General features: G+C 57.4%; 25 protein-coding genes. 3 read left to right on the forward strand and 22 right to left on the reverse strand.

The features are described from left to right. Window positions 1-59 precede the first annotated feature (59 nt). Entirely contained in the window at window positions 60-737 is a 678-nt protein-coding gene (gene pyrE, locus LG290_RS16350) for an orotate phosphoribosyltransferase (RefSeq protein ID WP_499835690.1), read from the forward strand. Here pyrE and LG290_RS16355 read toward each other — a convergent pair. Further along, complete coding sequence (locus LG290_RS16355; RefSeq protein ID WP_499835691.1) at window positions 722-1,201, reverse strand: tRNA (cytidine(34)-2'-O)-methyltransferase; 480 nt, start codon at window positions 1,199-1,201, stop codon at window positions 722-724. The two genes, pyrE and LG290_RS16355, sit on opposite strands and share 16 nt — an antisense overlap. Window positions 1,202-1,274: 73 nt before the next feature. Between LG290_RS16355 and rep the strand changes: the two genes are divergently transcribed. Beyond that, the gene (gene rep, locus LG290_RS16360) at window positions 1,275-3,332 is read left to right on the forward strand and encodes a DNA helicase Rep (protein ID WP_499835692.1); all 2,058 of its coding nucleotides are present in this window, start codon (window positions 1,275-1,277) and stop codon (window positions 3,330-3,332) included. Window positions 3,333-3,399: 67 nt separating this feature from the next. Here the strand turns inward: rep and LG290_RS16365 are convergent, their stop codons facing one another. The 5 genes from LG290_RS16365 to LG290_RS16385 all read right to left on the reverse strand — a co-directional run bounded on the left by LG290_RS16365 (window position 3,400) and on the right by LG290_RS16385 (window position 9,654). Further along, a complete protein-coding gene (locus LG290_RS16365) occupies window positions 3,400-4,215 on the reverse strand; it encodes a c-type cytochrome (RefSeq protein ID WP_499835693.1) in 816 nt (271 codons plus the stop codon). Between the two features lie 215 nt (window positions 4,216-4,430). Then, complete coding sequence (gene glmS, locus LG290_RS16370; protein WP_499835694.1) at window positions 4,431-6,257, reverse strand: glutamine--fructose-6-phosphate transaminase (isomerizing); 1,827 nt, start codon at window positions 6,255-6,257, stop codon at window positions 4,431-4,433. A gap of 69 nt (window positions 6,258-6,326) precedes the next feature. Continuing rightward, the gene (gene glmU / locus LG290_RS16375; protein ID WP_499835695.1) at window positions 6,327-7,694 is read right to left on the reverse strand and encodes a bifunctional UDP-N-acetylglucosamine diphosphorylase/glucosamine-1-phosphate N-acetyltransferase GlmU; all 1,368 of its coding nucleotides are present in this window, start codon (window positions 7,692-7,694) and stop codon (window positions 6,327-6,329) included. A 1-nt stretch (window position 7,695) separates the two neighbouring features. Further along, window positions 7,696-8,808, reverse strand: coding sequence for an FAD:protein FMN transferase (locus LG290_RS16380; protein ID WP_499835696.1), 1,113 nt, complete (start codon window positions 8,806-8,808; stop codon window positions 7,696-7,698). A gap of 45 nt (window positions 8,809-8,853) precedes the next feature. Next, window positions 8,854-9,654 (reverse strand): undecaprenyl-diphosphate phosphatase, encoded by an 801-nt coding sequence (locus LG290_RS16385; RefSeq protein ID WP_499835697.1) that lies wholly within the window; start codon window positions 9,652-9,654, stop codon window positions 8,854-8,856. A gap of 188 nt (window positions 9,655-9,842) precedes the next feature. Between LG290_RS16385 and LG290_RS16390 the strand changes: the two genes are divergently transcribed. Continuing rightward, on the forward strand, window positions 9,843-11,003 hold the full coding sequence (locus LG290_RS16390) for a cation diffusion facilitator family transporter (protein WP_499835698.1): 1,161 nt from the start codon (window positions 9,843-9,845) through the stop codon (window positions 11,001-11,003). Here LG290_RS16390 and mgtE read toward each other — a convergent pair. The 16 genes from mgtE to LG290_RS16470 form a co-directional block, all read right to left on the reverse strand. After that, window positions 11,000-12,382, reverse strand: coding sequence for a magnesium transporter (mgtE, locus tag LG290_RS16395; RefSeq protein ID WP_499835699.1), 1,383 nt, complete (start codon window positions 12,380-12,382; stop codon window positions 11,000-11,002). The genes LG290_RS16390 and mgtE overlap by 4 nt on opposite strands. Window positions 12,383-12,516: 134 nt before the next feature. Beyond that, window positions 12,517-12,945, reverse strand: a complete 429-nt coding sequence (locus LG290_RS16400) for a F0F1 ATP synthase subunit epsilon (RefSeq protein WP_160419568.1) — start codon at window positions 12,943-12,945, stop codon at window positions 12,517-12,519. A gap of 24 nt (window positions 12,946-12,969) precedes the next feature. Then, window positions 12,970-14,349: a F0F1 ATP synthase subunit beta gene (gene atpD, locus LG290_RS16405; protein WP_160419567.1), complete on the reverse strand. Its 1,380-nt coding sequence runs from the start codon at window positions 14,347-14,349 to the stop codon at window positions 12,970-12,972. A 65-nt stretch (window positions 14,350-14,414) separates the two neighbouring features. Then, window positions 14,415-15,305, reverse strand: coding sequence for a F0F1 ATP synthase subunit gamma (atpG, locus tag LG290_RS16410; protein WP_160419566.1), 891 nt, complete (start codon window positions 15,303-15,305; stop codon window positions 14,415-14,417). 71 nt (window positions 15,306-15,376) lie between these two features. Beyond that, complete coding sequence (atpA, locus tag LG290_RS16415) at window positions 15,377-16,921, reverse strand: F0F1 ATP synthase subunit alpha (RefSeq protein ID WP_160419565.1); 1,545 nt, start codon at window positions 16,919-16,921, stop codon at window positions 15,377-15,379. A 16-nt stretch (window positions 16,922-16,937) separates the two neighbouring features. Beyond that, window positions 16,938-17,474, reverse strand: a complete 537-nt coding sequence (locus tag LG290_RS16420; RefSeq protein ID WP_160419564.1) for a F0F1 ATP synthase subunit delta — start codon at window positions 17,472-17,474, stop codon at window positions 16,938-16,940. Window positions 17,475-17,485: 11 nt separating this feature from the next. Beyond that, window positions 17,486-17,956 carry a F0F1 ATP synthase subunit B gene (locus LG290_RS16425; protein WP_160419563.1) on the reverse strand — a complete coding sequence of 157 codons (471 nt, stop codon included), beginning with the start codon at window positions 17,954-17,956 and terminating at the stop codon, window positions 17,486-17,488. A 75-nt stretch (window positions 17,957-18,031) separates the two neighbouring features. Beyond that, a complete protein-coding gene (gene atpE / locus LG290_RS16430; RefSeq protein ID WP_160419562.1) occupies window positions 18,032-18,259 on the reverse strand; it encodes a F0F1 ATP synthase subunit C in 228 nt (75 codons plus the stop codon). An 83-nt stretch (window positions 18,260-18,342) separates the two neighbouring features. After that, window positions 18,343-19,170 carry a F0F1 ATP synthase subunit A gene (gene atpB, locus LG290_RS16435; protein WP_160419561.1) on the reverse strand — a complete coding sequence of 276 codons (828 nt, stop codon included), beginning with the start codon at window positions 19,168-19,170 and terminating at the stop codon, window positions 18,343-18,345. A 7-nt stretch (window positions 19,171-19,177) separates the two neighbouring features. Continuing rightward, window positions 19,178-19,585, reverse strand: coding sequence for an ATP synthase subunit I (locus LG290_RS16440; protein WP_499835700.1), 408 nt, complete (start codon window positions 19,583-19,585; stop codon window positions 19,178-19,180). Between the two features lie 201 nt (window positions 19,586-19,786). Then, window positions 19,787-20,752 (reverse strand): ParB/RepB/Spo0J family partition protein, encoded by a 966-nt coding sequence (locus LG290_RS16445; protein WP_499835702.1) that lies wholly within the window; start codon window positions 20,750-20,752, stop codon window positions 19,787-19,789. A 78-nt stretch (window positions 20,753-20,830) separates the two neighbouring features. Beyond that, window positions 20,831-21,598, reverse strand: a complete 768-nt coding sequence (locus LG290_RS16450) for a ParA family protein (protein ID WP_160419558.1) — start codon at window positions 21,596-21,598, stop codon at window positions 20,831-20,833. Then, window positions 21,599-22,282: a 16S rRNA (guanine(527)-N(7))-methyltransferase RsmG gene (rsmG, locus tag LG290_RS16455; RefSeq protein ID WP_499835703.1), complete on the reverse strand. Its 684-nt coding sequence runs from the start codon at window positions 22,280-22,282 to the stop codon at window positions 21,599-21,601. Beyond that, window positions 22,279-24,177 (reverse strand): tRNA uridine-5-carboxymethylaminomethyl(34) synthesis enzyme MnmG, encoded by a 1,899-nt coding sequence (gene mnmG, locus LG290_RS16460; RefSeq protein ID WP_499835704.1) that lies wholly within the window; start codon window positions 24,175-24,177, stop codon window positions 22,279-22,281. Before mnmG ends, rsmG begins: the two co-directional genes overlap by 4 nt. A 566-nt stretch (window positions 24,178-24,743) precedes the next feature. Beyond that, complete coding sequence (locus tag LG290_RS16465; RefSeq protein ID WP_160419555.1) at window positions 24,744-25,505, reverse strand: amino acid ABC transporter ATP-binding protein; 762 nt, start codon at window positions 25,503-25,505, stop codon at window positions 24,744-24,746. 10 nt (window positions 25,506-25,515) lie between these two features. Beyond that, entirely contained in the window at window positions 25,516-26,187 is a 672-nt protein-coding gene (locus tag LG290_RS16470; RefSeq protein ID WP_499835705.1) for an amino acid ABC transporter permease, read from the reverse strand. Window positions 26,188-26,315: the final 128 nt, after the last annotated feature.

Below are 26,315 nucleotides of genomic sequence, written 5' to 3' on the forward strand. Positions count from 1 at the left end.
CAGCCCTTATTATTTCCAGCCCTCCTCATCAGTGAGGACAGCCATCAGTGAGGACAGCCGTGGTCAAGCCGTTACAGCCTTATCAGCGTGAGTTCATCGAGTTCGCCATTGCACAGGGCGTACTCTCATTTGGCGAATTTACCTTGAAATCCGGGCGTGTCAGCCCGTATTTCTTCAATGCCGGCCTGTTTCAGACCGGTTCCGCCCTGGCGCGCCTGGGGCGCTTTTATGCCCAGGCTATCATCGAGAGCGGCATTCAGGCCGATGTTCTGTTCGGCCCGGCCTACAAGGGCATTCCGCTCGCTACCACAACAGCGGTCGCCCTGGCCGACCATCACGCCCACGATATGCCTTATGCCTTCAATCGCAAGGAAGCCAAGACTCATGGCGAAGGCGGCAATATCGTCGGCGCACCGCTTGAAGGCGATATCCTGATTATTGACGATGTGATCACCGCCGGTACCGCGATCGGCGAAGTCATGCGCCTGATCAAGGCAAGCGGCGCACGCGCGGCCGGGGTGGTGATCGCCCTGGATCGACAGGAACGCGCTCAGGGCAGCGAAGGCCTTCTTAAGCGTAGCGCCATCCAGGAAGTCGAAGCCGCTTATGCCATGCCGGTGGTCAGCATCGTCACCTTGGCGCAGGTATTGGCTTATCTGGAAAGCCAGGGCGGGAGTGACATGCAACCCCACGCCGAGGCCATTCGCGCTTACCGCGAGCGTTACGGTATCGAGTGATCCATCGCGCCGGCAAACCCTTGCTGGCGCCAAGCTTCATAACTGACGATGGCCACCGCATTGGACAAGTTCAGGCTCCGGTTATTGGGCTGCATGGGGATGCGCAGGCGCTGCTGCTCCGGCAGGCTTTGATGCACATGCGCCGGCAAACCGGCGGTTTCCGAGCCGAACAGCAACACATCCCCGGCTTCGAACCGCCAGTCGCTATACGCTCGGGTGCCATGGGTGGTCAGGGCCAGAATCCGCCGCCCGGCCATTGCCTCGATAAAACTCGCATAATCCGAATGACGTGTCACATTGTCGAGATCACGATAGTCCAGGCCGGCGCGACGCAATTTCTTTTCTTCCAGGTCGAAACCCAGGGGTTCAATCAAATGCAAACGGCAGCCATTATTGGCCACCAAGCGCATGATATTGCCGGTATTGGGAGCCACCCGGGGTTCAAACAACGCTATCTCGAACATGCCACTCGCCTGTGTCAATAAGCCCTTGGGCTTTCGCATTAATCGCCGTCGATTGTAGAGGAAAACCGCCGCCATGACGCTCAGCATCAACCAGCGAATCAAGGGACTCAACCCCCGCCAGCAACAAGCGGTGCGCTATATCGACGGCCCTTGCCTGGTATTGGCCGGGGCGGGTTCCGGAAAGACCAGCGTGATCACCACCAAGATCGCCTACCTAGTGCAGGAATGCGGCATGAGTGCTCGGCGGATCACCGCGGTAACCTTCACCAACAAGGCCGCTCGAGAAATGAAAGAGCGGGTGGGACACCTGCTCAAGGGCAAGGAAGGTCACGGCCTGACCGTTTCCACCTTCCATACCCTGGGGCTCAATATCATCCGCGGTGAATTGAAGGCGCTGGGCTACAAGCCGGGGTTTTCGTTGTTCGACCCTGAAGACGCCAAAGCGCTGCTGCGCGACCTGATGAACAAGGACGCCCAGGTCGACGCTGAACAGATCAACGCCGTACAGCATCAGATTTCCCAGTGGAAGAACGACCTGATATTGCCGGCTGACGCCCTTTCGCATGCCGAAGATGACGCCAGCCACTTTGCCGCCCGGGTCTATGAAGCCTATGTGCGGCATCTGAAGGCCTATAATGCCGTGGACTTCGATGACCTGATTCTGCTGCCGGTGGTGTTATTGCAACGCGACCCGGACGCCCTGGCGCGCTGGCGACGCAAGATTCATTACATGCTGGTCGATGAGTATCAGGACACCAATGTCTCCCAGTATCTGCTGGTCAAGCTGCTGATGGCCGAGCGTTCGACCTTCACCGTGGTGGGCGATGACGACCAGTCGATCTACGCCTGGCGCGGTGCTCGTCCGGAGAACCTGGTCACCCTGGGCGAAGACTTTCCCGGCTTGAAGCTGATCAAGCTGGAGCAGAACTACCGTTCTACCGGCACCATCTTGCGTGCCGCCAACACCTTGATTGCCAACAACCCCCACGTCTACGAGAAAACCCTGTGGTCGGACATGGGCCAGGGGGCGGCGATTCGCGTGGTGGTGAGCCGCCACGAGGAGGCCGAAGCCGAACGCGTCGCTGGGGAAATACTCACCCGCCGCATCAAGGAACGCGCCGAATGGCGTGATTTCGCGGTACTTTACCGCGGCAATTTTCAGGCACGGCTTCTGGAGCTGAAGCTGCAGCACTACCAGATTCCTTACAAGCTCTCCGGCGGCACCTCGTTTTTCTCCCGGGGCGAAATCAAGGACGCCATGGCGTACCTGCGCCTTCTGATCAATCCGGCGGACGATAACGCTTTTTTGCGCATCGTCAATGTGCCGCGTCGCGAGATCGGCCCCGGCACCCTGGAAAAGCTCGCCAACTATGCCACTGAACGGGGTGGCTCGTTGTTTGCTGCCTGCCATGAGCTGGGTCTCGAACAGCAGCTACCCACGCGGGCGGTGGAACGCCTGGGGCGTTTCACTCATTTCATCGACGGCGTGCGCAAACGCATGGATCAAGGCGACGCCATCGCCGCCATTCGCGACATGCTGCGCGACATGGACTACGAGGCCTGGCTGCACCAGAATGCCAGCGCTCCCACCGTGGCCGAACGCCGCATGGCCAATGTATGGATTCTGATCGACCAACTGGAAAAATCCATGCAGCGCGACCCCGAAGACATCAATGCAAGCGATGACACCGAAACCGAGGGTGTGGAAGCCGCCATTTCGCGGCTGGTATTGCGCGACATTCTCGAACAGCAGGCCGAGGAAGACGATTCCGATCGCGTTCAGCTACTCACCATGCATGCTTCCAAGGGGCTGGAATTTCCGCATGTCTATCTAATGGGACTGGAAGAGGACCTGCTTCCCCACCGCAATGCCGTCGAAGCCGGCACTGTGGAAGAGGAACGCCGCCTGGCGTATGTGGGTATCACCCGTGCCCGACGCACCCTGACCTTGACGCTAGCTCGCCAGCGCAAGACCTATGGCGAGCTGATGGACTGCGCGCCCAGCCGATTTCTCGAAGAACTGCCGGCGGATGACCTGGAATGGGAAGGACGTCTCGATAAAGAAGACCCGGAGAAAAAACAGGCACGGGGAAAGGATGCCATCGCCGGGCTACGCTCGTTATTGGGGTGACATTGCCGATTTATAAAACACGACGGGGTGCCCTTTTCAGGGCACCCCGTCGTAGTTAAGGCGCGTCTTACTGTGCTTCAGCCACCATATAGTCAACGATCGCCTGCACTTCTTCATCCGCCAGGTTGGGATTACCCCCCTTGGCCGGCATCGCATTGAAGCCGTTAATCGCATGGTCATAGAGGGTGGCAGACCCTTTTTCCAGACGTGCCGCCCAGGCATCGGCATCACCCAAAATCGGGGCTCCGGCCACGCCGTTGTCATGGCAGACATTACAGCCGCTGCTGGCATACAACAGCTCGCCATCCAGGCCGTTATCTTTTTCTGCGTCTACCGCTTCAGGTTCAACTTGAGTCCCTTCAACCCCTTCCTCATCGACCAGGGTCACGTCAGTCGTCGCTTCTTCAGCCATCACTTCTTCGACGGCCTCACTTTCCTCGGGCACGTCCATTACCGGTTCCACCAGGTAAGCCACGGATGCACGCATTTCTTCATCGGAAAGATTGGGATTGCCCCCACGCGGCGGCATGGCACCGATACCGTTGATCGCGTGATCGAGCAAGGTGGCGAAGCCCTGGACTTTTCGGTCCATCCAGGCTTCTTCAACGCCCCGAATCGGCGCGCCGGCGGCACCGGTTTCGTGACACGCCATGCAGACATTGTTGTAGATGCCGGCACCGTCGATTTCATCTCCACCGCCGCTAGCGGCTTGAGCCGGCGCGGAAGCCATGCCGCAATCCTGCCCTTCGACACATACTTCGCCTACCGGTTTGAGCCGCTCGGCAATCGCTTCACGATTCACTTCCGCCTGCGCGGTAGAGATCCCCGCGACGAAGCCCAACGCCGCCAGACCGCTCATTATCAGCTTGAATTCCACTCTCATCACCTCTTGAGTTTTTCTCATCAAATTGTGCGCGTGGCGGCGCCGTAATCGGCAGTGTCTGACCGAGACGCCATGACGTGCAAAGTCGGTAGTATACCGACAACGCAAACCGCTGGAAAATGCCCACTAAGGTCTCTTACGTCGCAAGGCGCCAATCTTCGGCCAATAGTGGCAGCAGGCCAGCTAAATACACACGAATCCTTCCCTACGTGCTCCTATTCCACCGTCACACTTTTCGCCAGGTTGCGCGGCTGGTCCACATCGGTGCCCTTGAGTACCGCCACATGGTAGCTGAGTAGCTGCAGCGGCAGGGTGTAGAGCAGTGGAGCCAGGGCTTCATGCACATAAGGCAATGTCAGCACCTGAACCTCGGGCTCTTCGGTCATGCCGACGCTTTCATCGGCAAAGACGTACAGGAGCCCGCCACGGGCACGCACTTCCTGAAGGTTGGATTTTAGCTTTTCCAGCAGGTCATCGTTGGGTGCCACGGCAATCACCGGCATTTCGCTGTCGACCAGCGCCAGGGGGCCGTGCTTGAGCTCACCGGCGGGGTAGGCTTCAGCATGAATGTAGGAAATCTCCTTGAGCTTGAGTGCGCCTTCCAGGGCGATGGGGAAGTGCGCGCCACGTCCCAGAAACAGGGCATGGTGCTTTTCGGCAAAGGATTGGGCGAGGCTTTCTATCGCCGGGTCCAGTGCCAGTACCTCTTGGCATAGCTTTGGCAGGCCGCGCAGGGCGGTAATGATCTCGCGGTCGACCTTGCCTCCCTGTGCCCGGGCGATGGCCAGGGTCAGCAGCATCAGGGCCACCAGTTGCGTGGTGAATGCCTTGGTCGAGGCGACCCCGATTTCCGGCCCGGCGCGAGTCATCAGGCAAAGATCGGATTCGCGTACCAAGGAACTTCCCGGCACATTGCAGATGGCAAGGCTGCCCACGTAACCGCGCGCCTTGGCAAAACGCAGCGCGGCCAGGGTATCGGCAGTCTCTCCGGACTGGGAGAGCGTGACGAATAGCGTACCTTCGGGTACCACCACCTGCCGATAGCGATATTCGGAGGCCACTTCCACCTGCACCGGTACGCCGGCGTAGCGCTCCAGCCAATAGCGTGCCACCAGGCCCGCATGGTAGCTGGTGCCGCAGGCGACGATATGAATTTGCTTGAGCGTCTGGAAATGCGCCACAGCTTCGGGACCGAAGCTTTCCACCAGCACCCCCTCATCACTCAAGCGGCCTTCCAGAGCGGCGGCTATCACCTCCGGCTGCTCGAAAATTTCCTTGAGCATATAGTGGCGGTAGTCACCCTTGCTGGCCGCACCATCTCCGTGTTCGAACGTATGCACCGGGCGCTCGACAACGTCACCCCGGCTATCGAACAGGGAAATTTTTCCACCTTCACGCAGCTCCACCACATCGCCTTCTTCCAGGTAAATGAAGCGGTCGGTGACCTGCAGCAGCGCCAAGGGGTCCGAGGCCAGGAAAGCTTCGTCGATTCCCACCCCCACCACCAAGGGGCTGCCTTGGCGTGCCCCCACCACCACGCCGGGTTCACGGGTGCTCATCACGCCCAGCGCATAGGCCCCTTTCAGGGTCGCCAGGCACTGCTGCACGGCGGCCAGCAGCGACATACCTTGCTGCTGAATATCAGCTAGAAGATGCGCCAACACTTCGGTGTCGGTTTCCGAGGTGAAGAGGTAACCCTTGTCGCATAGCGATTGTTTGAGCGATTCGTAATTCTCGATGATGCCGTTGTGCACCACGGCAATCCGCTCACTGGACTGATGCGGATGGGCATTGGCTTCGCTCGGGCGACCATGAGTGGCCCAACGCGTATGGGCAATGCCACAGATGCCTGGCAGGGCCTGTTCGGTCAGGCAGGCTTCGAGCATCGCCACCTTGCCTTGAGCCCGATGGCGAGTCAGCTGATCTTCATGCAATACGGTCATGCCGGCGGAATCGTATCCACGGTATTCCAGGCGCTTCAGGCCTTCCAACAAGATGCCTTGTACATTGCGTTGCGCCACAGCAGCGACGATGCCACACATACCCTTCTCCTTGTTCAATGAGCATTAACGGGCAGTGAACCCTGTTTAGGTGAATAAAGCTCTGAAATATCAGAGCTCTTCCTTGCTGGGGCGTGGCCAATCGGGCTTGTTGATCTGGCGGCCACGGGTGACAGCCAGGGAGTGGTCGGCGACATCCTTGGCAATGGTGGAACCCGCGCCTATGGTCGCGCCACGGCCGATACTCACCGGCGCCACCAGCGCGGTGTTGGAACCGATAAAAGCACCGTCACCCATCCAGGTATGATGCTTGTTGGCCCCATCGTAATTGCAGGTAATGGTACCTGCGCCGACATTGACTTCTCGCCCCAGACTGGCGTCACCTACATAGCTCAAGTGATTGATCTTGGTGCCCTCTCCTACATCGACGTTCTTGGTTTCGACGAAATTGCCGACCTTTGCTTTGACCGCCAGGCGCGTGCCGGGGCGCAGCCGGGCAAAGGGGCCGATCTGATTGAGCCCCGCCGCCACGGCGCCATCGATCACACTATGGGCCTCGATCACGCTTTCAGCGCCCAGGGTGCTGTTGCGGATCACGCAGTACGGGCCGATGCGCACGCCCTCTCCCAGCTCCACGTCGCCTTCGAACACACAGCCGATATCGATCTCGACATCATGACCGCAGGTCAGTTTGCCGCGTACATCCAGCCGCGCCGGATCGGCCAGCGCCACGCCTTGCTCCATCAAGGTTTCAGCCACCCCGAGTTGATAGGCCCGTTCCAGGCGCGCCATCTGGGCACGGTTGTTGACCCCTTCCACTTCCACTGCCGTTGCCGGCTGGGCAGTGGCCACCTTGACGCCATCGGCGGCGGCCATGGCAATCACATCGGTCAGGTAATATTCCCCCTGGGCATTCTCGGCGGAAAGCTGCGGCAACCAGCGCTTGAGCTGCCTGGCGGTCATGGCCATGATGCCGGTGTTGCATTCCTTCACGGCGCGCTCGTTTTCCGAGGCATCCTTGTGCTCGACGATCGCTACCGCCTCGCCTTCGGCATTACGTAAGATTCGCCCGTAGCCGGAAGGGTCTGGCAAGGTGACGGTCAACAGCCCCATGTGCTGTTCATCGACTTGATCCAGCAGCGCCGTCAGGGTGTCGCGGCGAATCAAGGGCACATCCCCGTAGAGCACCAGTACCTTGCCGCTCCCCAGGCCATCAAGCGCCTGAGCCACGGCATGGCCGGTACCTTTTTGTTCCGCTTGCAGCACGAAGCGCGCCTGAGTGTCGGCCAATGCTTCGCGAAGTTGCTCGGCGCCGTGGCCGATCACCACGTGCAAGCGTTCGGGGATAAGCTTACCGGCGGTGTCCAGTACATGGCGCACCATGGGTTTTCCCGCCAAGGGATGCAGCACCTTGGGTCGATTGGAACGCATCCGTGTGCCCTTTCCCGCTGCCAGTATCACCACATCGAGTTCGCGCATGTTACTCCTCATTTTCAGTGCCGAGTGGTTCGCCGTCGCCATGCCCGATTTCCAGTTCATCGAGCAATTCAGCCCCGAAGTGCTCGGCAAAGGCAGGGCTGGCCACACTTTTCCAGTCATCCTTGTCACGTAACAGCATCAATACCTTGAGTTCCTGTTCCTGTGCCAGCGCCATGCCCACGTTTTCCCCCAATACCATCAAGGCCGTGGACCAGGCGTCCGCCCAGGCATTGGAAGGATGCACCACCGACACCGAGGCTAGCCGATGATCGATCGGTTTCCCGGTACGTGGGTCGATAGTGTGTGAAAAACGCTGACCGTCCTGTTCAAAGTAGTTGCGATAGTCGCCCGACGTCGCCACCGAGACCTCGTGCAGCGGTAAAATATGCTGGGCTTGCTGTCGTCCGTCTTCAGGTACTTCGATACCGATTCGCCATGGCGCCTGTTGCTGAGGGTCACGATAGCCACGCACCGCCAATTCACCCCCGATGTTGATCAGGTAATGCTCGATATCCTGGCTATCCAGATAGGAGCTGCCGCGGTCGGTGCCGTGCCCTTTGGCGACAGCGGAAAGATCGATGAACACATCCCGGGTGCGGCGTGCCTGCATGTTCTGGGTATCGACTTCCAGGGCATCATAGCCGACGTCTTCCAGGCGCTGCTGCAATACGGCTTCGTCAGGCGCCTCCCTTGGGCGCGCTTCGGGACCGAAACTCCACAGGTTGACCAGGCCCCCAACGGTGACATCAAAGGCTCCTTGGCTGGCCTCGGCAACCGACTGGCTGATCGCCAATACATCAATCAGTTCGTTGGAGAGCGGTTGCCATTCATTCAACGGCGCCTGGTTGAAAATGACCAGTTCGGAATCATCGCGATAGGTGGACATGGCCTGATCCACACGTTCCAGTTCTTCCTTCAGGCCTGCCTCGAGTTCGCGTGCCTCGCCTTGTGTCAGCGGGTCGGCGATTGTCAGCTGATAGAAGCTACCGAAAATACTCCCTTCCAGACGTACCGGTGACTCCAGCGGCCGGTCATTTTCCGAGCAGCCGGCAAGCCCGAACAAGACCACACAGAGAAAGCCTGCCAATAACGTCCGAAGCCCATCATGCTTCATGATATTTACCTTGCCATTGGAAACTAAGAATATTTAAATCAAAACTTAAAAATGGAAGAACCAAAGCAACCAGGCCCCGAATACCACGCGATAGACAACGAAAGGCTGCATGCCGAGTTTTTTGATCAGCACCAGAAAGTAATGAATACACAGATAAGCGCTTAGTCCAGATAATATCGCACCCCAAATCATAGCGGGCCAATCGATCAGCTGGGGTTGGCGAAATAGACCGATCGCCTCCAAGCCGCCAGCCAACACAATCACCGGGATCGACATCAGAAATGAAAAACGTGCGGCGCCTTCCCGGCTCATTCCCAACAGTAGTGCAGCGGTAATGGTAATGCCCGAACGAGAGGTGCCGGGAATCAAGGCCAGCACCTGAGCACCTCCGATCCACACGGCATCCTTCCATCCCAACTGATACTCTGTACGTGTTCCTCGCTTGCGAAAATCGGCATAGCCCAGCAACAGGCCAAAGCCGATCAGACTGATGCCGATAATCAGCGTGGCGCGCATGCTCAAGGCAATCAGATCATGAAACATCAGCCCGACGATACACACCGGTAGGGTGGCCAAGGCCACCCAGAACCCTAGCCGGGCATCTTCATCCACGCCCTTGCCGCTCACCGCCGCCAAGCTGCTTTGCAGCATGCGCCACAGTTCGTGGCGAAAATATACCACCACCGCCGTCAGACTGCCGATGTGCAGCGCGACATCAAATGCTAGCCCTTGATCATCCCAGGGAGTCAGTACCGGCACCAGAATCAAGTGAGCGGAACTGGAAATAGGCAGGAACTCGGTGAGGCCTTGAATCACCGCCAAGACAACAATCTGAAGCCAATCCATAAATCTTCCTAAAGAAAAGAGACGCTGGTGATTCACATTAAGCAACTGGAAAAAACCAAAAGGATACACTTCCTTGGCAGCTTTGTCCGTCGGCGTTGAATCGTACATTGCTTACAGTAGCGATGTGAACGACGAAGCCTTAATATCGTTAACCGGAATTCCTTGCGACGTTGGTAAAGAGTCACTCCATGGCATCACAGATCCAAAATACCCACGAGGCCAAGCGCGCCACTTACATTGCCGCCTGGCTGGATGGCTTACTCAGTATCGCCAAGGTGATCGCCGGTGTACTGGTGGGGTCGGCGGCACTGATCGCCGATGGCATTCATTCCTTTTCCGACTTGATCACTGACGGCATGGTATTGGCTGCCACCCATTACGGTCGCCAAGGCCCCGACCAGGATCATCATTACGGCCATGGTCGGATCGAAACCTTGGCGACCCTGTTACTCGGTAGTGTGCTGATCTTCGTCGCCGGGGGAATTGCCTGGTCCAGCCTGCACCGCTTGCTCAGCGGAGCCCAGGTATCTCCGCCGGGAATATGGGCTATCTCGCTGGCCGTCGCGGCTCTCTTGGCCAAGGAATGGCTGTTCCACTACACCATGCGCGTTGCCAAGCGCGTCAAATCCCGGCTGCTGGAAGCCAATGCCTGGCATTCACGCTCGGATGTGCTTTCGACCGCCGTGGTACTGGTGGCGATGCTCGCCGCACAGTTTGGTGCCGGCTGGGTGGATGCGATTGCCGCAGTGATCGTCGGCCTGCTGGTGGGCAAGGTGGGGTGGGATCTGTTGTGGGAATCCGCCCGGGAACTGGTGGATACCGCCTTGCCCGAAGATGCGCAACACAAGATGCACGAGGTAGCCGAGAGCGTGCCCGGCGTGGAAAACGTGCATGATCTGAGAACGCGCCAATCGGCGGGCTGGGCCATGGTCGATCTGCATGTCGTGGTAGGCTCGCGCATCAGTGTCTCGGAGGCTCATGAGATCGGTAATGAAGTCAGCCGGCGCCTGAGGCGCACCTACCCGGCATTGACCGATGTGATCTTTCACATCGACCCCGAAGACGACCAAGGCAAGGGCGATCCCAGCCGGTTTCCCGGTTTACCGCTGCGCCCCGACGTAGAAACAGCTCTGGGCCACCGCTGGTCGCATTTACCTATCTGGCACGCTCTCACCGCACTACAGCTGCATTACTTGAATGACAAGGTCTCGGTTTCATTGATCATTGATGACGATTCTGATGACAGTCTTGATGAAACACTGGAAAGCCTCCCCACCCAGCTCAAGTCGATGGCAAACGATCTGAGCTGGTTGGGAGAAATAGAGATAGTCAAGGTCATGGCACGCTAGGCGGTGGTCAGAATCGCCGTAGCAATGCTGAAATAGATCAATACCCCTGAGGCATCGATCAAGGTGGTGACCAGAGGTGCCGATGCCGTGGCCGGGTCGACCTTGAACCGCTCCAGCACAAAGGGCAGGCACATCCCCAGTAGGCTACCGAACAGCACGATGATTACCATGCTCAGTGCCACCACCACCGCTACGGCGTCACCGCCGCGCATGATGCCGATGGGGGTGACGGCAATCGCCATCGTGATACCCAACGACCCCGCGACCAGAAGTTCACGCCCCAGCAGCTTACCCCAATCCTTGATGCCGACATCCCCCGTGGCCATACCCCGCACCATCAGAGTGGCGGCCTGGGCACCGGCGTTGCCTCCACTGCCGATCAGCAGCGGCAGGAAGAACACCAGCGCCACTTGGGCGGCAATGGTTTCTTCAAAGTAAGCAATCCCGGCGCCGGAAAACAAATTGGCAAACACCAGCAATACCAACCAGAAGACCCGTTTACGGTACAGACTCCAAATCGGCACACGACCGACACCGTCTTCCAGTTGACCGATAGACATCCCTTTATGGAAATCTTCCGTGGCCTCGGATTCAGCCACGTCCATCGCATCATCGTGCGTGACAATGCCGACCATACGGTTATCTGCATCGATGACCGGCAAGGCAAGCAAGTCATAGCGCGCCACCACGCGGGCAGCTTCCTCCTGTGCTTCGTCCACCGGGATACTGATCACGTCCTTGATCATGATGTCATCTACCACGGCGCCCGGACGCGCCACCATCAGTTGACGCAATGACATCGTACCGGCCAGCTTGCCGTCGCTATCCACGATATAAATCTGATAGACGGTTTCCGCATCCGGTGCGGTCTGGCGCACACGCATCATTGACTGCGACACCGTCATGCCACTGGCAATGGCAACATAATCAGAGGTCATGATGGCGCCGGCCGTGCCCTCTTCATAGCTGGACAGACGCTTCAGGTCTTCACGCTCCTGGTGAGCCATCTGCCGCAGCAATGCCTCCCGACGATCCTCATCCAGAAGGTTGAACAAATCCGCACGTTCATCCGAACCCATTTCTTCCAGCAGGGCCAAAAAGGTGGCGTCGCTGAGCTTCTCGACGATTTCTACCTGGACTTCACCCGGCAGGTAACCCAGGACGTTGGCCGCTCTTTCCAGCGAGAGAATGTTCAACAGAGTGAGGACAGTCGGCAGGTCTTCGTCGTCCTCGACGATGTCTTCGAGAATCTCGGCAATATCCGCCGAACGAAGTTCCGACAAGCGTTCCGCCAAGAGCTCCTTGTGAGGTACTTCCCGGGTCAACGCCTCGAGAAGCTCCTCTTTGGTTTCTTGCAAGCTTTCATCATTCAATGACATTGCTCATCCCCTTAGCGCTTACGGCCATTGACGACATTTCGCCGTAAGGAACCATCATAACAGACAAAAAAAACGCCCCTCGAACCCTGACATCACGACAGGGAGCGAGGAGCGTTTTATGCCGGCGCGGCAAGTTAGCTTTTGCCGGCCTTTTTGCGCAACTGCTGAATGGTACGCAGCTGAGCCATAGCTTCCGCGAGATCCGCAGCAGCACGACCGTAGTCGAGTTCTGCTGATTTCTCGTTGAGGGCTCTCAGCGCCTGCTGACGAGCCTCTTCGGCAGCGGCCTCATTGAGGTCAGCGGCACGTGAAGCGGCATCGGCCAGAATGGTGACACCACTCGGCTGCACTTCCATGAAACCGCCGGAGACAAAGAAGTGCTCTTCCTTGCCATCGTCGTGAAACACCCGCACCGGACCCGGCTGAAGCTCAGTCAGCAACGGGGCGTGACCCGGCAAAATGCCCAGGTCACCCATGATCCCGGAGGCGACAACTTGCTCGATGGGGCCCGAGAAAATCGACGCTTCAGCGCTGACGATATTGCATGTGAAGCTGTTCGCCATAGCGAATCCCCCTGATGGACGGGATTACTTCTTCATCTGGTTGGCTTTCTCGACGGCTTCGTCGATCGAACCGACCATGTAGAAGGCCTGCTCCGGAAGGTCGTCGTACTCACCGTTGAGAATGCCCTGGAAGCCACGAATGGTGTCTTTCAGTGACACGTATTTACCCGGAGACCCGGTGAAAACCTCGGCAACGAAGAACGGCTGCGACAGGAAACGCTGGATACGACGCGCACGGCCCACGGCTAGCTTGTCTTCATCAGACAGCTCATCCATGCCCAGAATCGCGATGATATCCTTGAGTTCCTTGTAACGCTGCAGCACGTTCTGTACACCGCGCGCGGTATTGTAGTGCTCTTCACCCACCACCAGCGGATCCAGCTGACGCGAAGTGGAATCCAACGGATCGATGGCCGGATAGATACCCAATTCGGCAATCGAACGCGCCAATACCACGGTGGCGTCCAGGTGCGAGAAGGTGGTCGCCGGCGACGGATCGGTCAAGTCATCCGCGGGCACGTAAACGGCCTGCACGGAAGTGATCGAGCCAGTCTTTGTCGAGGTGATACGTTCCTGAAGAACGCCCATCTCTTCCGCCAAGGTCGGCTGATAGCCTACCGCGGACGGCATACGACCCAGCAGGGCGGATACTTCGGTACCCGCCAGGGTGTAACGGTAGATATTGTCGACGAACAACAGGACGTCACGGCCATCATCACGGAATTTTTCGGCGATGGTCAGGCCGGTCAGCGCTACACGCAGACGGTTACCGGGCGGCTCGTTCATCTGACCGTAAACCAGCGCTACCTTGTCGATAACGTTGGATTCAGTCATTTCGTGGTAGAAGTCGTTACCCTCACGAGTACGCTCACCCACCCCGGCGAACACGGAATAACCGCTGTGCTCGGTGGCGATGTTGCGGATCAATTCCATCATGTTGACGGTCTTGCCCACACCCGCGCCGCCGAACAGACCGACCTTACCACCCTTGGCGAACGGGCAGACCAGGTCGATGACCTTGATACCGGTTTCCAGCAGCTCGTTGGAGGCTGCCTGGTCCGCATAGCCGGGGGCCTTGCGGTGGATAGGCATGCGTTCCTGCTCACCGATCGGACCTGCTTCGTCGATCGGCTCGCCGAGCACGTTCATGATCCGGCCCAGGGTTTCCGTGCCGACTGGCACGGAAATCGCAGCCCCAGTGTCCTTCGTTTCCATACCACGCTTGAGCCCCTCGGTGGAGCCCATGGCAATGGTACGCACCACACCGTCGCCCAGCTGTTGCTGGACTTCAAGCACGGTCTCGACATCCGAGACCTTCAGCGCGTCGTAGACCTTGGGAACATTGTCCCGCGGAAACTCTACGTCAATCACCGCGCCGATGATTTGTACGATACGTCCGCTCATCTTGGTTCCTCTCAAAAACCTGCAAATGAAACCTGGTTGCCGGGAAGGTCGATCCTTCCCTGACGCTATACGGCAGCGGCGCCGCCTACGATCTCGGAGATTTCCTGGGTGATGGCTGCCTGACGGGCCTTGTTGTACACCATCTCGAGATCGTCGATCAGACCACCGGCATTGTCGGTGGCACTCTTCATGGCGATCATGCGGGCCGCCTGTTCGCAGGCCCCATTTTCCACCACCGCCTGATATACCTGGGATTCAATGAAGCGAATCAGCAGGCTATCCAGCAACGCCTTGGCATCCGGCTCATACAGGTAGTCCCAGCTTCCGGGACGGGCGTTTTCAGCGTCTTGCGTCGTTTCGTCCGAGCCAATCTCGCTTGACAGAGGAAGAAGCTGACGCACCACCGGTGCTTGCGTCATGGTGTTGACGAATTCGTTGTACACCACGTACAGGCGGTCAATCTTCCCCTGGTCATAGGCTTCGAGCATGACCGTGACACTACCGATCAAGGACTCAACCGTGGGGGATTCCCCCAGCCCACTCTTGGCCGCCACCAGATTACCGCCATAATTGCGGAAAAAGGTGCTGGCCTTGGCACCTAGAGCACAAAAATCCAGCTCCGCGCCTTCCTTTCTCCATCCGCTGGCATCTTTCAGCAGAGCTTTGAAAAGGTTGTGGTTCAAGCCGCCGCACAGGCCGCGATCGGTGGATACCACGATATAACCGACCCGCTTCACCTCGTAACGCTCGACCATGTAGTCGTGCTTGTACTCGGGGTTGGTATCGGCAATGTGGCCCACAACATTACGGATCTGCCTGGCGTAAGGCTGGCTGGCCCTCATCAGGTCTTGTGCTTTACGCATTTTCGATGCAGCGACCATTTCCATGGCGCTGGTGATCTTCTGCGTGTTCTTGATGCTCCCGATCTGGGTGCGTATCTCTTTTGCAGCTGCCATAGCGATCTACCTTTCGTTCGTGGCTATCAGAAAGCATGCCGGCCCACCCGCTAGCAGGCAAGCCCTTAGCATTACCAGCTCTGAGTCGCCTTGAACTTCTCGAGACCCGACTTCAAGCCGTCCTTGATCTCGTCGTTGTAGTCGCCGGTCTGGTTGATCTTGTCGAGCAGCTCGGAATACTCGGACTTCATGAAGTCGTGCAGCGCACGTTCAAAATCCAGTACCTTGTTTACCTCGACATCATCCAGGTAGCCTTCGTTGGCGGCATACAGCGACAGCGCCATTTCAGCCACGGAGAGCGGCGAATATTGGTTCTGCTTCATCAACTCGGTGACACGCTGGCCGTGCTCGAGCTGCTTACGGGTCGCTTCGTCAAGATCCGAGGCGAACTGTGAGAATGCCGCCAGCTCACGGTACTGAGCCAGTGCCAGACGCACGCTGCCGCCGAGTTTCTTGATGATCTTGGTCTGCGCCGAGCCACCCACACGCGACACCGAAAGACCGGCGTTGATGGCCGGACGGATGCCTGAGTTGAACAGGTTGGTCTCGAGGAAGATCTGACCGTCGGTGATCGAAATCACGTTGGTCGGAACGAAGGCCGAGACGTCGCCGCCCTGGGTTTCGATGATCGGCAGTGCGGTCAAGGAACCGGTCTTGCCTTTCACTTCACCGTTGGTGAATTTCTCGACGTAATCCACGTTGACCCGTGCCGCACGTTCCAGCAGGCGGGAGTGGAGATAGAAGACGTCACCCGGATAGGCTTCACGACCCGGCGGCCGACGCAGCAGCAAAGAAACCTGGCGATACGCCACGGCCTGCTTGGACAGATCATCATAGACGATCAGGGCATTCTCGCCGCGGTCGCGGAAGTACTCACCCATGGTGCAGCCGGAGTAAGCCGCAAGGAACTGCATCGGCGCCGGGTCGGCAGCACCGGCCGCGACGACGATGGTGTGTTCCATGGCGCCATGCTGTTCGAGCTTGCGCACCACGTTGGCAATGGTCGACTGCTTCTGACCGATCGCCACGTAGACGCAGGTCACGCCCGTGCCTTTCTGGTTGATGATCGCATCGATGGCAATCGCCGACTTACCGATCTGACGGTCACCGATGATCAGCTCACGCTGACCGCGGCCGATCGGCACCATGGCGTCGATCGATTTCAGACCGGTCTGAATCGGCTCGTCAACGGATTGACGGGTGATGACGCCCGGAGCGACTTTTTCCACCGCATCGGTCAGCTTGGCATTGATATCACCCTTGCCGTCGATGGGGTTACCCAGAGCATCGACCACACGGCCGATCAGCTCAGGACCCACCGGCACTTCAAGGATACGGCTGGTACATTTGGCGGTCATGCCTTCTTGAAGCAGAAGGTAATCACCCAGGATAACGGCACCCACGGAGTCGCGCTCCAGGTTGAGCACCATGCCGTAGACGCCATTGGGGAATTCAATCATTTCACCGAACATAGCGTCTTCGAGGCCGTGAATTTTCACGATACCGTCGGAAACGCTGACGATGGTGCCCTGATTGCGGGCTTCGGATGCGACGTCAAGCTTTTCGATACGCTGCTTGATGATGTCGCTGATCTCGGAAGGATTCAGTTGCTGCATGCCATGTCCCTCAGACTCAGGCGGAAAGCGCTTCAGAAAGGCGGTTCAATCGACCACGTACCGAGCCGTCAATGACGGTATCGCCGGCACGCAGGATTACACCGCCCAGCAGCGCCGGGTCTACCTGAGTGGTAATGGAGATTTCGCGATTCAGACGTTTCTTGAGCGCGCCTGCCAGCTTGGTTTTTTGCTTGCTGTTCAACTCGTAAGCTGAGACCACGGTGACGTCGATACGCTTTTCGTGCTCGGCGCGAAGCTGCTCGAACTGCTCGGCAATTTCGCCCAGAGCCATCAAGCGATGATGCTGTGCCAAGGTGTCAAGAAAACGACGAATCGCGTCATTGGTGTCATTTGGCGACATGTCCGCCAACAGCGATACTTTCTGTTCATTGTCGAGCTTGGGGCTTCCCAGCAGGCGACGAACGTCCGTATCGGCGATGACGTGACTCAGCAAATTGAGTGCTTGTGACCATTGGTCAAATGACTCCTGGTCACGGGCAGACTCGAACGCCGCCTTGGCGTAAGGACGAGCGACGGTGGATAGTTCCGCCATGATTCACCTCCTTACAGTTCGGCAGCAAGCTCATCAAGCAACTTGCGGTGCGCTTTCTCGTCGATGGAAGCTTCCAGAACACGCTCGGCACCGATGATCGCAAGGTGCGACACCTGGGCACGAAGCTCTTCCTTGGCACGATTGATTTCTTGCTCTATCTCGGCACGCGTGCCGGCGATAATACGCTCGCCTTCTGCGCGTGCCTGATCGCGTGCTTCCTCGACAATCTGCGCGGAGCGCTTATTGGCTTGCTCGAGAATTTGTGAAGCCTGTTCCTTGCTTTCTCGCAACGTCTGAGCCGCTTGTTCTTGAGCTTGCTCAAGATCACGCGATGCCCGGCTAGCCGCATCCAGGCCGTCAGCGATTTTTTTCTGACGCTCGTTGAGCGCATTGCTGAGTGGTGGCCACACGTACTTGGTGCAAAACCAGACAAAGATCGCGAAGGCGATCGTCTGCCCGATAAGCGTCATGTTGATATTCACAGGGATGTACCTCTGACAGGTTCGTGGCGACCGGAGTGAAACAAAACCGAGCGGGTAAGCCGCCCGGTAGGCTCATTAACCGGCAACAACGAAGATCAGGTACATCGCAATACCCACACCGATCATCGGTACGGCATCCAGCAGACCCGCCATCAGGAAGGTTTTGGTTTGCAGTTGGTCACCCAGTTCCGGCTGACGCGCGGTGGCTTCCAGTAGCTTGCCACCCAGGATAGCAAAGCCGATACCGGTACCCAGGGCACCTAGACCGATCATAAGTGAAGCAGCAACGTAGATGAGTTCCATGGTAATGCTCCTAGTTTTCTCAAGTTGAGGTTTGCAGTTAAGGGTTGAGGTTAAGGGTTAACGTATTGCAAGCATTGCTCGTTTCAGTGTTGTTCGTGTGCAGAGCTAAGATACACAACGGACAGCACGGTAAAGATGAAGGCCTGGAGAACCACAATCAGGATGTGGAAAATCGCCCAAGGCACGTCCAGCAGCCAGATGGCCCAGAACGGCAGCATCGCAATCAGGATGAAGATGACTTCCCCGGCGAACATGTTGCCGAACAGACGCATGGCCAGACTGAAGGGCTTGACCAGCAGGGCAATGATTTCCAGCAACAGGTTGAAAGGAATCAGCGCCCAATGATTGAACGGTGTCAAGGACAGCTCCTTAGCGAAACCGCCCACGCCCTTGACCTTGATGCTGTAGTACAGAATCAGGAAGAAGGCGCCCAAAGCGATGCCCAGGGTGGCATTAGGATCGGTGGTGGGAACGATCTTCATGTAATCCACGCCGAGACGCATGAACAGTTCCGGGAAATAATCGATCGGAATGAGCTTCAGGGTGTTCATCAACAGGATCCAGACGAACAAGGTCAGGGCCAGGGGAGCAATCAGCGGGTTACGCCCATGGAATGCCCCTTGTACCAGGTTTTCAATGAATTCGATGACCATTTCGACAGCATTCTGCAGTTTTCCGGGTACGCCTGTGGTGGCGATTTTTCCCGCCTTGCGAAAGACCCAGATAAACAGCACACCCATGGCAATCGACCAGCCCATGGTGTCCAGGTGAATCGCCCAGAAACCCATTTCACGCGCTTCCAGTGCGGAATGCGCCAGTGACCAGCCGTTTTCCGGGTGATTGCCGAAGGTCAAGTTCTGTAAATGGTGCTGTATATAAGCCGTTGGTGTGACGTCGTTTCCTGCTGCCATGGAAATTTCACCTCAAGTCAATTGGACGGTTTCCAGGCATTAGCCAAGGTGCTAGCCAATGCATCAGTACTACCGCCACATAAGCGCTAAAAAAGAAAGCGGGGTTTGAGGGGGGCGCTGCGATGAACACCACAACGAACAATGCCACCGTCAAACCAAACTTGCCCATCGCTGCCTGATAAAAATTGAGCGCCTTGGCACGCGGGGTCTTGCCTCCTCGCCGCCGCGAGCCGCGCCACACGAAATATACCGAAGGCAACAGGCCTACCAGGCCACCCAGCAACGCCGATACCAACCCTTCCAGACCGTCCCACCAAGCTGCAATGCCCATTATCACCAGTATCGCGAGTCCCTGGGCTAGAAACAATCGCCTGAAATCCATGCGTCGACGCTGTACTGAATTCGTTTTATGCATGTGTCGACATTCCGCAGGGCAGGTATTACGTCTACAGGCTGACTCCCGCCACAATCAGGCAAACCCCGCCGGATTATAGGGAAGCCCTATCACACCTTCAACCAAAGCTATGGCGTTTTTGCCCTTTGAGCGACTAACTTGCGACCAAAGGGGGAATTATTGTCAACATTCTTTGGTTTGCTCACGATTTTCTGATCAGGTTCAGCGAATGTGTTCCAGAATTCCGTCGAGTTCTTCCAGGCTGGTATAGCGAATGGTCAGCTTGCCTTTGCCGCGGTTGCCATGCTGGATGGCGACCGGCGCGCCTAGCAACTCGCCCAGCTGAGTTTCCAGCCGAGCCACGTCCGGAAGCTGCGGACGACTACTTTCCGCACGGGCCGGTTCTCCCTCCAGCTGATATTTTTTTACCAGTGATTCGGTGGCCCTTACGGTCAGATCCTTATTGACGACTTCATGCGCTATCTGGCGCTGCTTGACCCCGGGAAGACTCAGCAGTGCCCGGGCATGCCCCATATCCAGATCACCACGTTCAAGCAGCGTCTGCACTTCGGGGTCCAGCGCCAACAGGCGCAGGAGGTTGGCCACCTGAGTGCGGGATTTACCCACCGCATCGGCTACCTGCTGCTGGGTAAGGGAAAACTCCTCTCCCAGCCGCTTGAGAGCTAGGGCTTCTTCGATGGCATTGAGATTTTCCCGCTGAATGTTCTCGATCAGCGCCAATGCCAGGGCGACCTCATCGGTGACTTCGCGGATCACCGCAGGGATGACGTCGAGTTCAGCAAGCTGGGCCGCGCGCCAGCGGCGCTCCCCGGCAATGATTTCATAGCGGTCGGTGCCGGTCGGACGCACCACAATGGGTTGCATCACGCCCTGAGCACGAATGGAATCGGCGAGTTCTTCCAGCGCTTCAGGCTGAATATCACGGCGAGGCTGATATTTGCCCCGAGACAGCTGACCCAGAGGCAAATAGTCGAGGCGGTCCTTGGCTACTTCGGGGGCTTCAATGTCAGATTCAGACGTACCCAGACCTTCCTCAGCGGCGAGTGGCGCACCGAACAGGTCGGCGCCGGCCAGTTCCTTGCCGAAAACCTCCAGACTTTCTCGACGACGGGCACCGGCGCCGATCAGGGCATCCAGGCCACGTCCCAGAGCGCGTTTACGCGTCATCGCTCATTCCTCACGTTTATAACCCTACTGCGGCGTATCACTGCACCTGAAAAAGGTACCTGAAAAAACAACGACCCCTTACAACGACAAACGGCGAATCATTTCCTTGGCCAGCACGCGGTATGCCTGGCTGCCCCTGGAAAAACGCGCGTACTGAGTCACCGGAAGACCGTAGCTGGGTGCTTCTGCGACCTTGATGTTACGTGGAATCGTGGTTTTCAACAGGGCATCGCCAAAAAATTCACGCAGCTGTTTATCCACTTCTCGCGTCAAGCTCATGCGTTTGTCGTACATGGTACGCAAGATGCCGGCAATCTTGAGGTTGGGATTCACACTCTGCTTGATCTGCTCGATGGTATCGAGCAGCGCTGACAGACCTTCCAAGGCATAAAACTCGCACTGCAAGGGAATCAGCACGCTATCGGCGGCGGTTAGCGCATTCACCGTCAACATGTTGAGCGATGGCGGGCAGTCGATCAGCACCACATCATAGGTCGAGGCCACGCCTTGCAAGGCATCTTTCAAGCAGGCTTCACGTGGTTCGCGCGAGAGCAGCTCCACCTCGGCGGCGGTCAAGTCACCATTGCTCGGCAGGACATCGAACCCCGCCGGCGTCTTGCACTTGATCACCGCCTGTGCCGCGACCTCACCCAGCAAGACATCCAGCACGCTGGTATCGAGGCCATGCTTGTCGATACCGCTACCCATGCTGGCATGGCCTTGGGGATCAAGATCCACCAGCAGCACCCGATGTTTGAGTGATGCAAGGCCGGCGGCCAGGTTGACCGCCGAGGTGGTCTTGCCGACACCGCCTTTCTGGTTGGTCAGGGCTATGATCTGGCTCACTTACTCCACTCCTTGCTGGGTGAGAATCAACAGCTGCCGCTCGGCGCTTTCAAAGGGCACGTTCAATTTATGCCGGCTGTGCAATCGAATACCCTCGGGCATTTGATGATGGTCGGTAAACTGGCGTAACTCTTCATCCGCACCGGGGCCTTTCATCGCCAGCCACTGGCCATCCGTTGCCGGAAGTTTGCGCGTCATGGCGATGAAATCGGCCAGGCTGGCAAAGGCGCGAGAAATGACCTGATCGAACTGTCCCTGGGCAAAACTTTCCACCCGTGCCTGTACCGGAGAGACATTGGTCAGTCCCAGCTCCATCACTGCCTGACGCTGAAAACGTACTTTCTTGCCGTTACTGTCCAGCAGGGTGACTTCAAGTGAGGGCGCAAGAATCGCCAGCACCATACCGGGAAACCCAGGCCCGGCCCCCACGTCGAGCAGACGCGGCCCCTTGACGAAAGGCAGCACGGCAGCACTGTCGAGCAGGTGACGCGACACCATGGTGTCGACGTCACGTACTGCGGTGAGGTTATAAGCCCGGTTCCACTTGTGCAACAGCGCCAGCAATCCCAGTAGCCGTTCTTGCTGTTCCGGGGTGACATCAAGCTGTAGTTCGACCAGGCCTTGACTCAGCCGCGCAACGGCGGAGTCAGGCAGTTGTGAGCGCAACAGGGCAAGCGGTGTCATCCGTTGACCACCTTCGACTCATCCAGCAAACGGCGTTTTTTCAAGTGAATCAATAGTATCGACACCGCAGCTGGGGTGACTCCTGAAATACGCGCGGCATGCGCCAAGGTGGCGGGACGCGCCTCTTCAAGCTTCTGGCGGATTTCATGAGACAGCCCTTCCACCCGATGGTAATCCAGAGTTTCGGGTAACGCTGTGGCTTCATGGCGCTTGAGCTTGTCGATCTCGTTCTGCTGACGCTCGATATAGCCTTGGTATTTGGCCTGGATCTGGACCTGTTCCGCCACCTGGGGATCATCGACTGCCGTGCCGCCATCAAGCAAGGCAAGGTCCTGGTAACTCAATTCCGGGCGCCTGAGCAGATCACTTACTCGGTATTCGCGACTCAAGGGTTTACCGAGTTTGGTTTCCAATTCAGCAGCACCGGCACTCCCCGGATGCACCCAAAGCGACGCCAGCCGCTGATTTTCCGTCTCGATTGCCTCGCGCTTGATACTGAATGCTTGCCAGCGTTGGTCGTTGACCAGCCCAAGCTCGCGACCGATCTCGGTCAGACGCAAATCGGCATTGTCTTCACGCAACAATAACCGATATTCCGCCCGTGAAGTGAACATGCGGTAGGGCTCTTTGGTGCCCAGGGTGATCAGATCATCGACCAGAACGCCGAGATAGGCCTCGTCACGGCGAGGCCACCAGGCGTCCAGGCCCTGGGCCCGGCGCGCGGCATTCAGCCCAGCCAGCAGGCCCTGGGCCCCGGCTTCTTCATAGCCGGTGGTGCCGTTGATCTGTCCGGCAAAGTACAGGTTGTGGATAAATCGTGTTTCCAGCGAATGCTTGAGGTCGCGGGGGTCAAAGAAATCATATTCGATGGCATAGCCGGGCCTGGTGATATGGGCGTTTTCCAGCCCCTTGATCGAGCGGACTACCTTGAGCTGAATATCGAACGGCAACGAGGTCGAAATGCCGTTGGGATAAAGCTCATGAGTATCCAGCCCCTCAGGTTCGATAAACACCTGATGGCTGTTCTTGTCGGCAAAACGATGCACCTTGTCTTCGATCGAAGGGCAGTAACGCGGCCCAACCCCATCGATCACCCCGGAATACATCGGTGAACGTTCCAGGTTGGCGAGGATGATGTCGTGGGTCTGCTCGTTGGTATGCGCGATATGACAATTGACCTGCGCTGGGTGCATTTCCTGCTTGCCCATGTACGACATCACGGGAGTGGGTGTATCTCCCGGCTGAGTTTCGAGCCCCGAGAAATCCACACTCTTGGCATCCAGGCGTGGCGGTGTTCCGGTTTTTAGCCGGTCGACACGAAATGGAAGTGCGCGCAGACGTTCGGCAAGCGCATTGGAAGGTGGGTCGCCGGCCCGGCCGCCGCGGCTCTGGTCCAGACCGATGTGGATAACACCGCCCAAAAAAGTCCCTGTGGACAACACAACCGTCTTGGAAAGAAAGCGAATGCCGGTTTCGGTCACCACACCGCAAACGCTGTCGTTATTCACAATCAGATCGCCTGCCGCTTGCTGAAACAACGTCAGGTTGGGCTGGTTTTCCAGCATTCCTCGGATCGCGGATTTGTAGCGGATACGATCGGCTTGGGCTCTTGTCGCTCGAACTGCGGGGCCTTTGCGAGCATTGAGCACACGAAACTGGATACCACCGAGGTCGGTTGCAAGCCCCATGGCTCCCCCCAAGGCATCGATTTCCTTGACCAGATGGCTCTTGCCGATCCCGCCAATTGCCGGATTACAGGACATTTGCCCCAGGGTTTCGATGTTGTGGGTCAGCAGCAGGGTCTGACTGCCCATGCGAGCGGAGGCCAGTGCGGCTTCGGTTCCCGCATGGCCACCGCCGATGACGATGACGTCAAAGCGGTCGGGGTAATTCAAAAGACACCTCGTCTTGCACCGATGACGGCGCGATGTGATCAACCGGCAAGGATTCTTCCTTGGCGGTATTCAAAATGAAGCTGGGCAGTATAAACCTCCTGTGGGTAACCGTCAGGTTTTTCCACACCCTGTCAGCCAGTGACTCCAATATTAAATAACAAAATAAATATAAATAAAGAAGTTCTATTATTGTTGTAATTACTACTGAGGGCAAAATCTGTTATTAATCCATTTAAATTTATAAAAATCAGATTTTTACGTTGTTGATGATCGAGGGTGAAAGCAGGGCATTACCTGCTGGTTAGCGGTGCAACTCCTGTGGATGAAAAGGCGCTTTATCCACAGGGCCAATAATTCACTGCTTGTCCACCGCTCCATACCCTAGTTGTTACCGCACCTGTGAACAATTTTGCAAGCGCCCTTATTCTTCCACTCGTGCCTGCCATGCTCTGCCTGGGCAAGGTTTCTCCACTGGCCAAAAATAAAGTTGTCCACAGGCAAAAAAAAGGCCTATCACGAGGATAGGCCGGTCATTTGGCATGCATTGCATGCCGAAACGAAGATTTTTAGTGAGTCAAAACCCGTGAAAGAAACGACTGGGTACGTTCGTGTTGAGGGTTATCAAACAGGCTTTCGGGTTCTCCCTGTTCGGTGATCTCACCTTGGTGGATAAAGATGACCCGGTCGGCCACTTCACGCGCAAAGCCCATTTCGTGCGTCACGATTACCATGGTCATGCCTTCCTTGGCGAGCTCACGCATGGCGTCCAATACCTCCCCGATCATTTCTGGGTCCAAAGCCGAGGTGGGCTCATCGAACAGCATCAGGCGGGGTTCCATGGCCAAGGCACGCGCCAAGGCGACGCGTTGCTGTTGGCCGCCGGAAAGCTGAGCGGGATATTTGTGGGCTTGGTCGGTGATTCCCACCCGCTCGAGCAGGCGGTTGGCGGTTTCCAGAGCATCGGCGCGGCTCCAGCCGCGTACTTTCATCGGGGCGAGCGTTATGTTCTCGACCACGCTGAGATGCGGAAACAGATTGAACTGCTGAAACACCATCCCGACTTCGGTACGGATACGCTGCAAGGCGCGGTTGCTCTTGCCAAAGGGTAGAAGCTGGCTGCCATCGACTTCCAGTTTGCCCAGCTGGTATTCCTCAAGGCCGTTGATACAGCGAATCAATGTGGATTTGCCCGAGCCACTGGCACCGATCACCACCACCACTTCACCGGGAACGATCTCCAGATCGATATCCTTCAATACGTGCAGGTCGCCGAAATGCTTGTTCAGCGCCTGCATGCGCACGATGGGTTGGGTTGCATCATCATTCATGCAGCAGTCCTCATTGTCCGGCCAGACCCCTACGCTCGAGTTGGCGCAGCAGGATTGAAAGCGTCCAGGTGATGACCAGGTACATCAGGGCCACCATGAAATAGACCTCCAGAGCGGTAAACGTTGTGGCGATGTAAATCTGCCCCTGACGTACCAGCTCGCCGACGCCGATCACCGAGAACAGCGAGGTATCCTTGATACTGATGATGCCCTGGTTACCCAAAGGCGGAATCATGCGTCGGAAAGCCTGGGGCCAGATGACGTAGCGAAAGGCCTGGGAGCGAGAAAGCCCCAGGGAAAGCGACGCTTCACGTTGCCCGCGTTCGATCGACTGCACACCACCCCGCACGATTTCCGAGATGTAGGCCCCGGAATTGACCGCAATGGCGGCTATGCCGGCGGTGAGCGCATTGATCGGACTGTCCAGCAGTTGGGGCAAGCCATAGAAGATAAACAGCACCTGAACCAGGATAGGCGTGCCACGGAACACTTCGACATACACGATTGCCGGCCAGCGTAGCCAGCGCAAGGGGCTGATACGTAACAGACCGAACAGGATGCCGATGAAAAAGCCGATGGCGAGGCCACCAAAGGAAATCAGTAAGGTCCAGGGGACGCCGGGGAGGAGATGCGGAATCGAACCAAATGCCGCTGCCCAATCAAATTGAAAAGTGATTTCCACAAACGTTACCTCCCGAGAGGTCAGTCATCGGTGATTGCCGGTGATACCGACATAGGCGAAAAGCCAGCCACCCACGAGACAGGGCCGGGGGATTACCGCCCGGCCCTGGGGGTGGCCAGCAAAAGCGT

It is taken from the genome of Halomonas sediminis (genome assembly GCF_044871105.1).
Taxonomy (GTDB): Bacteria; Pseudomonadota; Gammaproteobacteria; order Pseudomonadales; family Halomonadaceae; genus Vreelandella; species Vreelandella zhuhanensis.